12 protein-coding genes are annotated in these 15,764 nt (G+C 44.8%); all 12 read left to right on the top strand.

The genetic code is table 11. The features are described 5' to 3' along the window. Window positions 1–200: 200 nt before the first annotated feature. The 12 genes from BT105_RS11785 to BT105_RS11730 all read left to right on the top strand — a co-directional run bounded on the left by BT105_RS11785 (window position 201) and on the right by BT105_RS11730 (window position 15,565). Entirely contained in the window at window positions 201–2,447 is a 2,247-nt protein-coding gene (locus tag BT105_RS11785; protein ID WP_072300925.1) for a putative bifunctional diguanylate cyclase/phosphodiesterase, read from the top strand. 275 nt (window positions 2,448–2,722) lie between these two features. Next, window positions 2,723–3,358: a signal peptidase I gene (lepB, locus tag BT105_RS11780; RefSeq protein WP_347497014.1), complete on the top strand. Its 636-nt coding sequence runs from the start codon at window positions 2,723–2,725 to the stop codon at window positions 3,356–3,358. Window positions 3,359–3,394: 36 nt separating this feature from the next. Beyond that, the gene (locus BT105_RS11775) at window positions 3,395–5,965 is read left to right on the top strand and encodes an LPXTG cell wall anchor domain-containing protein (protein ID WP_072300924.1); all 2,571 of its coding nucleotides are present in this window, start codon (window positions 3,395–3,397) and stop codon (window positions 5,963–5,965) included. 50 nt (window positions 5,966–6,015) lie between these two features. Then, window positions 6,016–7,782, top strand: a complete 1,767-nt coding sequence (locus BT105_RS11770; RefSeq protein WP_177243975.1) for an isopeptide-forming domain-containing fimbrial protein — start codon at window positions 6,016–6,018, stop codon at window positions 7,780–7,782. A 66-nt stretch (window positions 7,783–7,848) separates the two neighbouring features. Then, window positions 7,849–8,682 carry a class C sortase gene (locus BT105_RS11765; RefSeq protein WP_072300922.1) on the top strand — a complete coding sequence of 278 codons (834 nt, stop codon included), beginning with the start codon at window positions 7,849–7,851 and terminating at the stop codon, window positions 8,680–8,682. 30 nt (window positions 8,683–8,712) lie between these two features. Next, a complete protein-coding gene (locus BT105_RS11760) occupies window positions 8,713–9,714 on the top strand; it encodes a Cna B-type domain-containing protein (protein ID WP_072300921.1) in 1,002 nt (333 codons plus the stop codon). Beyond that, a complete protein-coding gene (locus BT105_RS11755; RefSeq protein ID WP_072300920.1) occupies window positions 9,704–10,333 on the top strand; it encodes a sortase in 630 nt (209 codons plus the stop codon). The genes BT105_RS11760 and BT105_RS11755 overlap by 11 nt, the downstream gene beginning before the upstream one ends. Window positions 10,334–10,726: 393 nt before the next feature. Beyond that, window positions 10,727–11,953, top strand: coding sequence for a substrate-binding domain-containing protein (locus tag BT105_RS11750; RefSeq protein WP_072300919.1), 1,227 nt, complete (start codon window positions 10,727–10,729; stop codon window positions 11,951–11,953). A gap of 112 nt (window positions 11,954–12,065) precedes the next feature. Further along, window positions 12,066–13,601 carry a multiple monosaccharide ABC transporter ATP-binding protein gene (gene mmsA / locus BT105_RS11745; RefSeq protein ID WP_072300918.1) on the top strand — a complete coding sequence of 512 codons (1,536 nt, stop codon included), beginning with the start codon at window positions 12,066–12,068 and terminating at the stop codon, window positions 13,599–13,601. Between the two features lie 19 nt (window positions 13,602–13,620). After that, window positions 13,621–14,781 carry an ABC transporter permease subunit gene (locus tag BT105_RS11740; protein WP_072300917.1) on the top strand — a complete coding sequence of 387 codons (1,161 nt, stop codon included), beginning with the start codon at window positions 13,621–13,623 and terminating at the stop codon, window positions 14,779–14,781. 71 nt (window positions 14,782–14,852) lie between these two features. Next, window positions 14,853–15,131 carry a hypothetical protein gene (locus BT105_RS11735; protein WP_072300916.1) on the top strand — a complete coding sequence of 93 codons (279 nt, stop codon included), beginning with the start codon at window positions 14,853–14,855 and terminating at the stop codon, window positions 15,129–15,131. A gap of 2 nt (window positions 15,132–15,133) precedes the next feature. Further along, window positions 15,134–15,565 (top strand): hypothetical protein, encoded by a 432-nt coding sequence (locus BT105_RS11730; protein ID WP_072300915.1) that lies wholly within the window; start codon window positions 15,134–15,136, stop codon window positions 15,563–15,565. Window positions 15,566–15,764 lie beyond the last annotated feature (199 nt).

The raw sequence follows: 15,764 nt of genomic DNA, 5'->3' as shown, positions 1-15,764 counted from the left end.
GAACCTTTCCTCAGAAAGGTTTCCCCCATAATTAACTGTAAGCTTCTATATAAGTGTTGCGGTTAATGGCGGTATTCTTTTTTCTTAATATTAATATTTCGTTAATTGCAATTTAAAAAATATGGTATATAATATAATTGAATTATTATGCCGATCAAGCCGCTTTTTTTGAAAACAGCCTGTAACAGAAAGGAGTCAATATGGATATACAGAGATTTGCTGATACCTTTTTTTCTCCGACTTGCATCATATCAGTACAAAAAACAGCTGACGGCGGCTATGGAGATATCCGTATTGCCGCCTGCAATAAAAAATACATGGAAATGATCGAAATACGGCTCAGAGATGAGAAATACTACGTTTCGTCCGACGCAGGCTCCGTTTTTGAGCCCGATTCGCTCTACTACAGGTATTTCCCGAAAAACAGAAGCTTTGAGGACGTATGCTTCCGTGCCGCAGTACTGAAAACTCCTGTTCATACCTATTCTCACATGGACAACATTGATATCTGGTTCGATATCTACGCCATGCCTGTGGACTATGAAGACGGAGACGTCTGTTACTGCGCATATATGGCTTCTCCAAGCCATAACCCCGATATCATTCTTGATACTGTAAACACGGTGCAGACCTCAAACGACGTCCTCAAGACCTGTATAAAGCTCCACAAAGCAAACAGCCTCAGGGACGCCATGGAAAGCATAATCTCTGAGATACGTCAGATATGCAAAGCCGAATGCTGCACCGTACTTCTGCTCAACGACACCGATGAGACATACTCTATCCTTGCGACCGACTTCAAGGAAAACAGCACTATCAAGCGTGTTACGGAATTTAATAACTTCTATGAAATTGCAGCCTCGTGGATAAATATGATAGGCAGCGAAAACGACTGTGTTATCATTCAGGATAAGAATGATATGGAATACTACAGCAGGATAAACAATCCGTGGTATCTGACTCTTGTGGAAGCAGGAGTAGAAAGCGTTGTTCTCTTCCCTCTCCGTCAGGGACACGAGACACTCGGCTTCATATGGGCTACTAATTTTGATACGAATGAGACTATGCGCATCAAGGAAACTCTGGAGCTTACAACGTTTTTCATTTCTTCGCATATCTCCCGTTACAAGGTACTCAAACGTCTGAAGCATATGAGCTATACCGACGCACTTACAGGACTGCCTAACCGTTTTGCCTGCAACGAGCATATTTCCCAGCTGATAGCCAACAATGACAGATTCACAGCTGTTTCCATTGACCTGAATCATTTCAAGAGCGTTAACGATTCTCTCGGACAGGACGCAGGAGATAAGGTGCTTATCGGTATCACCGAGCGCTGGAAAGCCTTATCGGCAGATGAGAGTTCGGCTGTGCAGAACTATTTAACGCGCATAAACGGCGATGAATTCCTGCTCATCATCTGCGGATACGACACAGACAAGGAGCTTAAGGATACTATCGACAGATTTGCAGAAGCTCTCATCGATCCCCTGACAGTAGAAGGCTGCGACCTTTATATAAGCGCAAGCTTCGGCTACGCGGAATATCCCACGGACGCCGACTCAGCAGATTCGCTCATATCCCATGCCGACGCAGCCATGAACGAAATAAAAAAGGCTAACAGCAGCGACCATATCCTGCGCTATTCCTCGGATATACTCAGAAACGAGCATATACTTGAGATAGAGAACAAAATACGTGCTGCCCTTGAAAATGATACTGTTTATTTCAATTTACAGCCCCAGTACGATATTGAACATAAGCTGCGCGGCTTTGAAGCTCTTGCACGTATGAAGGACTCGGACGGCAGCTTCATCTCACCCGGAGAATTCATACCCATAGCCGAAAAAGTCGGTCTTATCGACAAGGTAGACAGCATGGTGTTCAGAAAGGCGGCTGACTGCTTCAGCAGGATAATAAAGAAGTCAGGGCTTGACCTTACGCTGAGCGTAAATGCGTCAGTAAGACATCTTCTGAAAAACGATTTCATTGAAGAGATACAGGAGCTCATAAGCAAAAGCGGCATTTCAGCTTCTCAGCTTGAGATAGAGATAACCGAATCAATACTTATCGATTCGACGGAAAAGGCTCTGAACTGCATAAATCAGCTCCGAGATATAGGCGTAAAGTTCGCCATTGATGATTTCGGCACAGGCTATTCGTCGCTGAGCTACCTCAGCAAGATACCTGCGGACCTGCTGAAGATAGACAAATCTTTCATTGACAGGATAAATTCCAATGAATCCTCAAAACAGTATGTTGCCGCAATAATATCAATGGGACATATTATGGGGCTTAACGTTATCTCTGAGGGCGTTGAGGAAAAGGAACAGTTAGAAGCCCTCCGCAGTATAGGCTGCGACCTCATACAGGGCTTTATATGGGGACGTCCCCTGTCGGCTGACGATGCCGAAAAGCTCGTTGACAGCATTACGGCTCAGACATGAACTATGGCGCACAAAACACATTTTATCTGTTACAGAGCTGCCGCTTTCATTCCGCAGTTACAGGCGAAAATACGGCAGAAGTATACTGCAATAAGCTTTCAGGACGGCTTTACGCCGTCCTTTTTGTTGTATCAAGCCTTTATAAATGCCAAAATCAACAAAGCAAAGCGTTGATTTTTGTTAGTTTTTTTCTTTGTATTTTATTGATAAAAATATAAACGTGTGCTATAATTAATACATATTGTAATTCATTTTTGACAAAGGCGGGATAAAGAATGTCAAAAAAGGAATTCGGAGACCTGAATAAACGAGAGCTCGTTGACCTCGTTTATACAATGATGACTACCGATGAAGAAAAAAGCTCGGAGCTTCCGCCTGTTGAACAGGTCGAAGCAGAGCGTTCAAAGCTTGATAACAAAGCTAAATTCCGACGGATCCTCAAAAGCACTGTTTCCGCGCTCCTTGTGGTGGCTGCTGCTGCAGTCCTGATATCAATGCTCTTTCTTCCTGTAATACAGGTATCGGGGGACAGTATGAAGCCCACACTGAGCAACGGCGATATTATACTCCTTGTAAAATCAAAGCGTTTTTCTACAGGAGAGCTATGCTGCGTTTCATGGCAGAACAAGCTTCTGCTCAAACGCGTCATAGGACTTCCAGGTGACAATATAGATATTGACGAAAATGGAAATGTATATCTTAACGGAAAGCTTCTTGACGAACCTTATGTTACCAATAAAGCTCTCGGCGAATGTGATATAGATCTCCCCTATACCGTTCCCGAAGGTAAGCTTTTTGTTATGGGAGATCAGCGTGAGACTTCCGTTGACAGCCGCAGCACTGCTGTAGGCTGCGTGGACTACGATCAGATGGTCGGCAGATATCTTTTCAGGATATGGTCGGCTGAATGACGCTATACATAATTTATAAAGAAAGGGGGGATGGATTTGAATAACTCCTTGAAAAAATATCTTCATGAGCTTCGCATGGAGAAGAAACAAAAACGACGGCTCACATCATTTATCACTGCCATGTCCGTGCTTGTTTCTACAGGCGTTTTCTGGCAGCTGCGCGGTATCGGCACAGCAATGACAGACGAAACGCTTGCTCCTGATACTAACGGACAGTCAGCTGATATGTCGCTTCTCAGCAGTTCTCTTTGCGAAACTGATGAAGTATGGGAATCTACGCTTCCCGAGCTCACAGACGAGCTTGCTGAAAATGCTGCTCTCATAGCAGCTTCGCAGTTAGGCTATACCGAAAACACTCAGAACTATATTATCGGCGACGACGGCTGTACCCATAAGAATTACAGCCGATACGGCGCTTGGTTCGGAAATCCTTACGGCGACTGGAATACAATGTTCACCTGTTTCTGTCTGCACTATGCAGGCGTAACCGAAGCAGATATACCATTCAGCTCAGGCTGCTGGGCATGGTCGCTGAAACTCAGTGCAAAAGGAGTTCTGTCCCCTTTTAATAAGGGCTCGCCCAAACGGGGAGATGTGCTTCTGTTTGACACAGACCTTGACGGAAAGGCAGACCGCTCAGGCATTATTTCCGAAATAATTTCCGATACCGACAACCCCTGTATCATAACCATAGAAGGACAGACCGACGGAGCAGTAGCTGAATGCAGCTATCAAACCGACGATGAGCATATCTTCGGATATGTGCCTGTTGAAACGCCTCAAACAGCCGATGAGACTGCTATGAAGTTCACAGCTGAAAGCGTATCAGGAATAAAGGTGTCCGCTTCGGCTGAACAGGGCATATTCCCCGACGGCACAAAAATGCTCGCCGCAGATATTTCCCGTGAAGAAGCCATTAAGCAGGCGTCAGACGCTCTTGGCGCAGAGACAGCCGATATCGAGGCAGTTGCCGTTGATATCTCGTTCATTTCCCCAGAGGGCATTGAGCTTGAACCTGCTGACAGTTCAGTAGTACACGTTGAGATAGACCTCCCCGAGGAGCAGAAGCTCAGCGGCAGTCAATACAGCCTGCTCCATATTGCGGACAGCGGCGGCGCGGAGATAGTCGAAAATGCAGCTGTCTCGGAAAGCGGAGCTGTCTTCGACGCAGATAGCTTTTCCATATATGTAGTAACCGCTCTCGGTGAAGTCGAAAAAGAGAAGCTCCATGAATCGCTGGAGGAGCTTACCTGGCTGCCGAATGACAACGGATACGTTCATAATTCTCCATATTACCCGTATATTATCCAAAAGGGAGATACAATTTCTATTGCAGGCTATTCAATGCTCCCAGACAAATGGTTTTATTATGATACAAATCGGGAAAATGAATATAAAAATATCCTGATCCCCGGTAATTATGACGAATCACAGAGTATTTCTGTTACAGGCAGTGACGGAAATACCTACTACAAAAAGGTCAGAAAATATACAGCCAACAAAGCAGGCGATGTGGTCATAAAATACCAATTCTCTCAAAACGATGTAAAGGAATTTTATGTCAGGGTGCTTGAAGAAAAGCTTATTGACTATGATTTTTTAAGTATATATGGAGCACATAATAATCAAAATAATCCGATAGAGATCGAAACAGGAGATACTATAAGATTAAAGATACCGATATCTCGAGTAAATCAGGATGCATGGTTCTATTTCCCGACGGATAATAATACATCAAGGTGGATGACTCTTGAAAGCAGTGCCGATGGGAACTATAAATATGCAACTCTGAAAGCATTTGACAATACAGGCGATAATGTTCAGAGCGTAGCGATATACTGTGACGGCGAATACAAAACAATATACATTAAGGTCAGAGACGCAAATGTCAACCTTACTCATGCAGATATTGAAATAGCAGAAGGCGGAATGTATAAAGCAACTAAAAAAGTATCTGCCCCCGACGGAAGCTATATCGAGACTATTACTGAATATGAAGCATATGTTGCAAATGTCAACAGATGTGATATACTTGATTCAAATGGCTCTACGATACAAACTTTCTTTACTGACGATTATTACCGCCACGGAAATCCGGGAGATACTCAGTATGAGCTTACTTCTAACTATATCAAATGTGAAGATCCGAACGCAAATCCAAATGCTATGAAGATAAAAAACGGAGATTACGTTTATCTGAGAAATGACAAAAACTTCTCGCTCTATAATACGGATACAGCTCTGTTTGATATTCAGCTTCTTCTCGTTCCCAAAACCGAAACAGTAACTAAATACAATGCAAGCGGCAATATCATCTCTTCATCATCAGATGATATATCTTCCAGAGATAACATATTCCTTGACAGTGTTAATTTTGAAATGGATCATCAAAGCGTTATCGACGCTCTGAACAAGTGTCCGACACACACAGGTCTTGACTTTACTATCAAGGCTGATCTGAACGAAGTGTTCAATGAAACGCTCCAGATCTATAAGCTCCCCTCAACAGGCGGCAGCGGCGTAGTTCCATATATGATAACAGGTTCAGCCGTTATCATACTCTCTTTCGCAGGACTGCTTCTGCGGAAAAGAAAGGAGGATAAATGATACCTCCTTAAATGCATATCAAACAAAAATCTATTATGAAAGGTGATATTATGAAAAATACATTCAAAAGATTAACAGCAGCTTTATTTTCAGCAGCAGTGGCTGCTTCATTGGGAATGTCTTCTATCCCTGCATCATATGCAGAGGGAGAGACCTATTCTATCCCTGTAAGCAAAGCAACAAATGATGAGGCTACTCATGAATATGTAGCTTATCAGGTCTTCACAGGAACGCTCGCTACAATAAGCGGAGAAAAAAAGCTTACTGAGATCCAGTGGGGCAGCGGTGTAAACAGTACCTCACTTCTCACAGCTTTAACATCAAGCACTAAATTCGGTTCAACAAATCCTTTTTCTTCATGCACAACAGCAGCCGAAGTAGCTTTGGTTATTGAATCCTTCACTAAAAACAGTCCCGAAGCTAACGCTTTTGCAGACATAGTAAGCGCAAATCTCAGCACAACAAGCTACAGTTTATCAACTCAAAAGGTACCCGGTGCAGGTTATTATTTCGTAAAAGATACGATAACTGAAAAGCCTTCAACAAATTCTCAGTATGCGTTTTCAGATCATATATTAAGTGTAGTAACAGACCATGATCTTGATACGATAAAAGCAAAGACTGATGTTCCGTATATAGATAAGAAGATCGGTACAGATTATGCAAGCGGAAAAAATACAAATACCGCAAGCATAGGCGACAAGGTGCCTTTCGTGTTAGAATCGTCAGTTCCCGATATGTCAGCATATAACGATTACTATTTCATTATCAACGACACCATGAGCCAAGGTCTTACCTTCAATAACGATGTTACGATCACAGTAGGTTCCTATACTCTGACATCAGGAACAGATTATGAGGTATTGACAACCGGCGTTTCTCCATACACATTCCAGATAGTATTCAAGGATTTCTACGAGCAGCTTTACCAGATGGGCACAGAGGACCCAAACGATGACGGCGGTCATATCGGCGAAACAATAACCGTCAAATACTCAGCTACCCTCAATGAAAAGGCTGATCTCTCATCAGCAGGAAACCCGAATAAAGTTGATCTTACATTCTCAAACAATCCGAATCATCAGTATAATGGCGGCGACAAGCCAACAGGTGATGAAAAAAACAATACTGACGTAATAGGAAAAACTCCCGAGTCAACTACAAAAACTTTTACAACAGGTTTAAAGCTCATCAAAAAGGACGCTACAACAAAGGCTGCGCTTAAAGGCGCAAAGTTCAAGATAACAGGTGAAGGCGTAAAAGCCGTACTCATCAACGATAAGATATACAAGGAAGCTGCCGACGGTACATACTATATGCTCAAGGACGGAACATTTACCGATGAAGCTTCTACAGAAACAACAGCTTCAAAATATGATTCCACAACTGTTAAGTACAAGCTTATAAGCTCAGTTACACATGATACTGCTACTACAACAGAATCAGTAAATCAGACCGCTTACTCTGATGCAAACGGTTTTATCTCATTCACAGGACTTAAAGAAGGTACTTATACCATTTCTGAGCTGGCAGCTCCCGATGGCTACAACAAGCTCAGCGAAAACATTACCATAGTTATCAGTTCAGCTCTTGACGACACAGCTCAGACCTGCACATGGAACGCTAAAAAGGGTTCAGATAACATTTCTAACAAGAATAACCTCTTCACATTTGATGTTGAGAACAACAAGGGTATGACTCTTCCCGGTACTGGCGGCATGGGTACAACAATATTCTATGTAGTCGGCGGAATGCTGGTAGCAGGCGCACTGGTACTTCTCATAGTAAAGAAGAGAATGAATATCAAGGAAAGGTAATTTCCTAAATTTGCAGTATTGCGGCGGTTTTAACGCCGCCGCAGATATTGCGGCAGGGAGGATCCGATGAAAAAGCATTTTTTCAGCATTGCAATTTTCATAATGTTTATCGTCGGATTGTCCGTGCTGCTATATCCAGCCATAAGCGAATATATCAATTCCAAACACGCTTCGCGAGTCATATCCGAATACAACGAGAAGCTCAGCGACTCCTCAACGGAAGAGCTTGACGCTGTTTTCGCAAAGGCTGAGGATTACAACAAAAGGCTCCATGATTCGCCCTCGGCATTCTTCGAGCCCGACCTTGTAAGCGGCTATGAGGACACTCTCGATATCACGGGAACAGGTATCATGGGATATATCGACATTGACAGGATAAATGTGGAGCTCCCCATATACCACGGTATCGCCAAGGAAGTCCTTCAGGTCGGCGTCGGACATCTGACAGGCACAAGCCTGCCTGTAGGCGGCGAGTCAACTCACTGCGTACTCTCGGGACACAGAGGACTTCCCAGTGCAAAGCTCTTCACAGACCTTAACGAGCTCGAGGTCGGAGATACATTTACCATTACGATACTTGACCGCCGCTTCACCTATGAAGTTGACCAGATAAAGATAGTCCTGCCTGAGGAATTTGAAGACCTCCGCATAGCAGATGGAAAGGACTACTGTACACTGCTGACCTGTACCCCATATGGAATAAATACCCACAGGCTGCTCGTCAGAGGAGTACGTATCGAAAATACCGAAGAGAAAAAAGTCGGTGTGTATGTCAAGAACGAAGCCTTCAGGATAGATCCGCTGATAGTAGCTCCTATTGCAGCTGTACCGCTGCTTATCATAACATTCACGCTGATATTTATCAGTGATAAGCGCCCAAAAAAGAAAACAAAGAAATGATAAATACCAAACAGTTAGCAGGGTGATAATATGTCTGAAAAGAAAAACAGAATATGTTCAGTGCTGCTGAGTATGCTGTGCGTTGTCATGCTTCTTGCCTCTGTCATGCCGTGTATTCATTCAGCGGAGGTCAAGGCATCTATTACTCTTGTATGCGAACAGGAAAATGTCAGAGTCTCGGACATGAGCTGGAAGATATACAAGGTCGGCGAGCGCCGCAGCGGAAAATTCACGCTCACGGACGAATTCGCAAATTATCCCGTAGATATGAGCGGACTTTCCACAGAAAATATACGCGGTACCGCTCAGGCTCTGGAAAGCTTCATCATCGGCGACCGCATAAAAGCTCTCGCTGAAAACGTTACCGACAATGACGGAAACGTCGTATTTGAAGGACTTGATAAGGGACTTTACCTTGCTGTCGCCAAGAAAGTTCAAAAGGAACCCATTACCTACATGGCGACTCCCCTGCTTTTCGAGATAAAGGAGGACGGCTCGGCTGAGGAAGCCTTTCCGAAGATATACAGCGTTATAACTCTTCATGGACAGGTCAGCAGCTACACCGTGAAAAAGGTATGGGCGGACAATGATGACTCATTCAAGGCGCGTCCCGTAAATGTAACGGTAGACCTCTTCAAGGACGGCGAGCTATACGATACTGTAGTCCTCGACGAAGCCTCAAACTGGCAGCACCGCTGGAATACACTTGACCTCGACGCCGAATGGCGCGTAGTCGAGCGCAGTATCCCTGTAAAATATGCAGTTCTTGTGGATTACAACTCAAAGCAGTTCCTCATCAAGAACTCCTATGCTCCTGACATTTTTATAGACGGCGGAGAATACACTAAAACAACTGCTGCTGTCACCACTTCCACTATCAGCACATCAACATCAGCAGCTGCAACAACTACAGGCTCGGGACTTCCGCAGACAGGACAGCTCTGGTGGCCTGTATTGCCTCTTGCACTTGGCGGAATAACGCTCATCTGCATAGGTCTGCTCACAAGGAAGAAAAACGGCGATGAGAAGTAAATGCCGAAAGCTTTGCTTCGTTTCAGGTGCAGCATTGATCTTTGCAGCTATGTGCCTGTGCATTTTCAATATTACCGAGAGCAGAACAGCAGCCAAACGCTCACAGGCTTCACTTTCGGAGCTGAAAAACGCTATCGTAAGCACTGCAAAGCCCACCGCTGCCGAAAACACTGAAGACGACCTTTTCGCTCAATACGAAGAGCCTGCCAAGACTGAAATGCCCACTGTCAGCATTGACAATACGGGCTACTGCGGATACCTCACCATAGCAGAGCTCGGTCTTGAGCTGCCCGTAATAAATGATTTCAGCTACAAAGCCCTTGATATCGCACCTTGCAGATACAGCGGCAGTACCGACAGCAGCGACTTAATCATAGCTGCACATAACTACAGCAGCCACTTCGGTAAGCTGGGCAGCCTTTCAGACGGCGCTGAAATAGTGTTCACCGATTGCGGTGGCAGGGCTTTTCATTACAGCATAATAAGCATTGAGGAGATACACGGCAGCAATGCTGATGAAATGCTCAGCAAAGAAAACTCCCCATGGGATATGACGCTGTTCACCTGCACACTCAGCGGAAGAAACAGGATAACCGTCAGAGCAAAGCTGAAATACTAAAACTGATACAAATAAAGGCGGTCTCCCCCGCCTTTATTCATTGTCTGCACAAAGCTCAGAAGACTTTTTTACAACTTCTTTGTCGCAGTATCAAATCTTTTCACAGTATTTGTCACCTGTCTTTACCAAAACTATAATTTGAGTATCGCTTGTTATTGGAGTAATTGTCATTTTATACATATTAAAACAGACAGGCTTATACAATACGCCAAAGTTTTTGATAAAACACACGAAACAGCCAGATAATCTATTGACATGAGCAGTAAACCTGTGTAAAATGTTAACATAAGCGTTTGTTATAATATAATGTAAGGCAACAATTTCTTTACAAATTTAATTTAACATAAGGCAACAATTTTTTCACTATACAATTTTTTAAAGGAGGATTTTATCATGAAAAAGTTTCTTGCAGTACTCTCTACACTGGTGATGGTAGGCTCACTCGCTTCATGCGGCGGAACATCATCTTCTTCCGACAACGGCACCGGTGCAAACACGAACTCAAACACTGAATCCAAAACAGACGCTAAACCTGCCGATGATTCATCTTCAAAGACAGATGATTCTTCAAGCAGCAGCGGCGGAAAGACTGTTGGTATCGCTATGCCTACAAAGTCTCTCGAGCGCTGGAACCGTGACGGCGAATACCTCAAGGCACAGTTCGAGGAGGCTGGCTACAAGGTTGAGCTGAAGTATTCAGACAACGATACAAACCAGCAGAACAATGATATCCAGGGCATGATCGCTGATAAGGTAGACCTTCTCCTTATCGCTGCTATAGACGGCAATACTCTCTCTCAGACTCTTGCCGACGCTAAGGACGCAGGTATCTCTGTAATTGCTTACGACCGTCTTATCATGAACACAGACGCAGTTTCATATTACGTTTCATTCGATAACTACACAGTCGGCAAGCTTCAGGGCGAATACGTTATCGACGCTCTTGACCTCAAGAACAGCGACGGTCCTTTCAATATCGAATTTACCGCAGGCGATCCTGCTGATAATAACGCAGGCTACTTCTTCAACGGCGCTTACGACGCTCTCAAGGAATATATCGACGCAGGCAAGCTCAAGATCCCGTCGGGCAAGACTAAGTTCGAGCAGGTTGCTACAGACAGCTGGTCAACAGACAAGGCTCTTGAGAATATGCAGAACACTCTTGCTTCTTACTACACAAGCACACAGCTCGACGTTGCACTCTGCTCCAACGACTCAACAGCTCTTGGTGTAGCTCAGGCTATCTCTTCTGACTACAGCGGTAAGAATACTCCTATCGTAACAGGTCAGGACGGCGATATCGCTAACCTCAAGAACATCGTTGACGGCAAGCAGTCAATGACAGTTTACAAGAACGTAAATGACGAGGCAGCTGCAACTCTCGAAGTTTCCAAGGCTATCCTTTCAGGTCAGACTCCTGACGCAGGTCTTGTAAGCTCACTTTCTGCTGAGGCTACATACGATACAGAGTCTTACAACAACGGTGTAAAGGTAGTTCCTTCATACCTCCTCGTTCCTTATGTTATCACAAAGGATAAGCTCGATGTTCTCGTAGATACAGGTCTCTATAAGTGGGACAGCGACAACAAGTATCTTGAGTCAACAGCTAAGACCACTTGATGACGAATAATACTGCTATATTGTCTGTAAAAGGGCGGGCTCTGCCTGCCCTTTTCTGAATATTCAGGCATATTCGGCACAATATGACAAACAGGATAAAGGAGGGATATACTTGGCAGAATATATTCTCGAAATGAAAAACATAACAAAGGAATTCCCCGGTGTAAAGGCTCTCGATAACGTTAATCTGCAAGTCAAGCCAGGTGAGATACACGCTCTCGTAGGCGAAAACGGCGCCGGTAAATCCACCCTTATGAATGTACTCAGCGGAACCTATCCTTTCGGTTCGTATACAGGTGATATCATCTACAACGGCGATGAATGCAGATTCAAGACACTGCACGACAGCGAGGAAAAAGGCATAGTTATCATTCATCAGGAGCTTGCTCTCATACCCGAGCTTTCTATAGGCGAGAATATGTTTCTCGGAAATGAGCGCAAGGGACTTTTCGGCATAGACTGGGATAAGACCTACCATGAGGCAACCGAGCATATGCAGCAGGTAGGCTTGAAGGAAGAGGCAACTACTCTTATCAAGGATATCGGTACAGGCAAACAGCAGCTTGTTGAGATAGCAAAGGCTCTCAGCAAGGACGTTAAGCTGCTTATCCTCGACGAGCCTACTTCGTCGCTGAACGAAGAGGACTCCAAGATGCTCCTTGATCTGCTCATAAGCTTCAAGCAGAAGGGCATGACTTCTATCATTATTTCCCATAAGCTCAACGAGATATCATACGTTGCCGATAAGATAACTGTTATCCGTGACGGTGCAACTATCGAAACTATCGACAACGCAGACCATAATATCGACGAGGCACGTATCATCAGCGGTATGGTAGGACGTGAGCTCAGCGACCGTTACCCTTCCCGCGAGCATAATATAAGCGACAAGGTCGGCATGGAGGTAAGCGGCTGGACAGTTCACCACCCGCTCTATACCGAGAAAAAGGTAGTCGACAACGTATCGTTCAACGTTCACCGCGGCGAGATAGTCGGATTCTCAGGACTTCAGGGCGCAGGACGTACAGAGCTTGCCATGTCCATATTCGGCAGATCATACGGCTCTGACATCAGCGGAAATCTGAAGATAGACGGCGAACAGAAGGAACTGAAAAACGTCCATGACGCTATCAGGGCAGGTCTTGCATATGTTACCGAGGACAGAAAGGGCAACGGACTTATCCTCGCGGACAGCATTGCAAAGAATACAACAATGTCGCGCCTTGAAAAGGTTTGCAGCAAGGGAATCATAAATATTGACAAGGAAAACGCTGTGGCAGAAGAATACCGGGAAAAGCTCAGAACAAAGACTCCTTCTGTACAGCAGGCTGTGGGAAATCTCTCGGGCGGAAATCAGCAGAAGGTACTGCTTTCAAAGTGGATGTTCGCTGATCCTGAGGTGCTCATTCTCGATGAGCCCACAAGAGGTATTGACGTAGGTGCAAAGTATGAGATATACTGTATAATGAACGACCTTGTGGCACAGGGGAAATCCGTGGTAATGATATCATCGGAAATGCCTGAGCTTCTGGGTATGTGCGACCGTATCTACGTTATGAACGAGGGAAAAATGGTCGCAGAGATGCCTGCTGCGGAAGCAACGCAGGAAAAGATCATGGCGGCTATCCTTCAGTCCGATAAAAAATAAATGATCGAAGGAGTATAATATGAACGTCAAAACATTCATCAAGAAATACACCATGGTCATTGCATTGGTCGTGGTATTCATATTCTTTTCATTATGGACAGAGGGCAAGCTCCTGCTTGCGCAGAATATGTCAAACCTTCTGCTCCAGAATGCATACGTGCTGGTAATGGCATGCGGTATGCTTTTATGTATACTTACAGGCGGTAACATCGACCTTTCGGTAGGCTCTACAGTCTGCCTCATAGGCGCTATAGCCGCCCAGATGATGTCAAAACACCATATGAACGCATATCTTGTAATAGGCTTGTGTCTGCTGCTCTCGATACTGATAGGTATGTGGCAGGGCTTCTGGATAGGATATATCCATATACCGCCGTTTATCTGTACTCTCGCGGGAATGTTCCTGTTCAGAGGTATCGGACGTGCGATACTCGAGTCCAAGACTATCGCTATCAACGATGAGACTTTCCTCAAGACATTTGCTTCATATATCGAGATACCGGGGCTTGACAATGATATCAAGTGGTCGGCATTCATCGCAGGTATAGCTGTTGCCTGCATACTGGTGGCAGTTACTGTATTCAACCGCATAAAGAAGGCAAAGAAGGGCTACAAGCAGGCTTCTGCTGTATCGCAGTTCGCTAAGATAGCTGTCATCGACCTGCTGATCATCGCTTATTCATGGAAGCTCGCACACTACAAGGGTATACCTGTAATGGCTCTGTGGGTACTTGCCATAGTATTCATCTATGCATTCATCACCTCAAAGACAGCCTTCGGACGCTACTTCTATGCAGTCGGCGGAAACGAAAAGGCTACAAAGCTTTCGGGTATCAACACAAACAAGGTCTACTTCTTAGCTTATACCTCAATGTCGCTCCTTGCAGGTCTTTCGGGACTTCTTATCGGAGCACGTATCGGTTCTATAAACGGCGATACAGGTAACTCATTTGAAATGGACGCTATCGGCTCATGCTTCATCGGCGGAGCTTCTGCATACGGCGGAAGCGGTACTGTCGGCGGCGTTGTAGTCGGAGCTATCCTCCTCGGTGTTATCAATCAGGGTATGTCTATCAAGGGACTTGACAACAACTGGCAGTACGTAGTCAAGGGTGCAGTTCTTCTTGTAGCTGTTATCTTTGACGTTGTATCCAACAAAAAGACTGGTAAAGCAGGTTAAACTGATACCATATACGGCTCGGGGCAAAGCGCTCCCGAGCCGAAGTTTATAAAACAGAAAGGGAGAAAATCATGAACACATCAAAACTCAATGCAGTTAAACGTCAGAAGGCAAAGATATCAGCCGTGCTCCGCGTAGTAGTTGCAGTATACTTCGGTTATCTCGCCATAAAGCTGATGACCAACAAGGATACTACCATGGACATGGCTACAGCATGGACATTCAGTGCGTTATTCATTTTAGCTGCTCTGGCGATCGCAGGCTATTCCATTTACCGTTTTTACTGCGATTTTACCGCATCTCACATCAGAAAAGGCAGCTTTGATGATGATGACTTCAAAAACAAGTAAAAGTGATACTTGACGAAGTTCGCGCTGTCTATGAGGAGTACACTGCGCAGGTAACAAGGCTTGAAAGTGACAGAAAAGCGTGGGACGGGCTTTTCGGAATGGGAAAGAAACTCGCCGACGATCCCTGTCATGAACGTTTTTACGAGGAGCTTGAAAAGCTGCTGAAAGCCTTTGCTGAGGAAAAGCCTTCCTCTGAGGAAATACGCAGTGTGCTGGAGCTTATCTACCGTGCCCCCTGCAATGAGGAGCAGCCTTCGAGTGCTGTCATGCCCATGAATGCAGTGCACAGTCTGACACCGGAGCTGGCGGAAATGCTTTCGGCTAAGGATGCTGAAGCGGTCCTTGAACAATACAAAAAAGACTACCCGAGGAACAAGCGTTTCCCTGCTCACAAAAACGTTATAAAGGCGCTGGAAAGAGCACAAAAAAGCTGACGGCTTTGCTCTTTCACACAACGCAGCGTAAAAAGCATTCATAGCCGCTTATGCTATGAATGCTAAATAACAAAAAAGAACCTGCACCGTATAACCAGTGCAGGCATTTTTTGTTATATGAGCAGAGCTTTCTGAGCTTTGCAGAATCGTTGTCTGTGTAAGCCTCTTCTATTGCACGACCTCATAGATGCTCTTGGCA

It is taken from the genome of Ruminococcus flavefaciens, assembly GCF_900119075.1.
Taxonomy (GTDB): domain Bacteria; phylum Bacillota; class Clostridia; order Oscillospirales; family Ruminococcaceae; genus Ruminococcus; species Ruminococcus flavefaciens_Q.
This window is presented reverse-complemented; position numbering and strand designations above follow the sequence as displayed.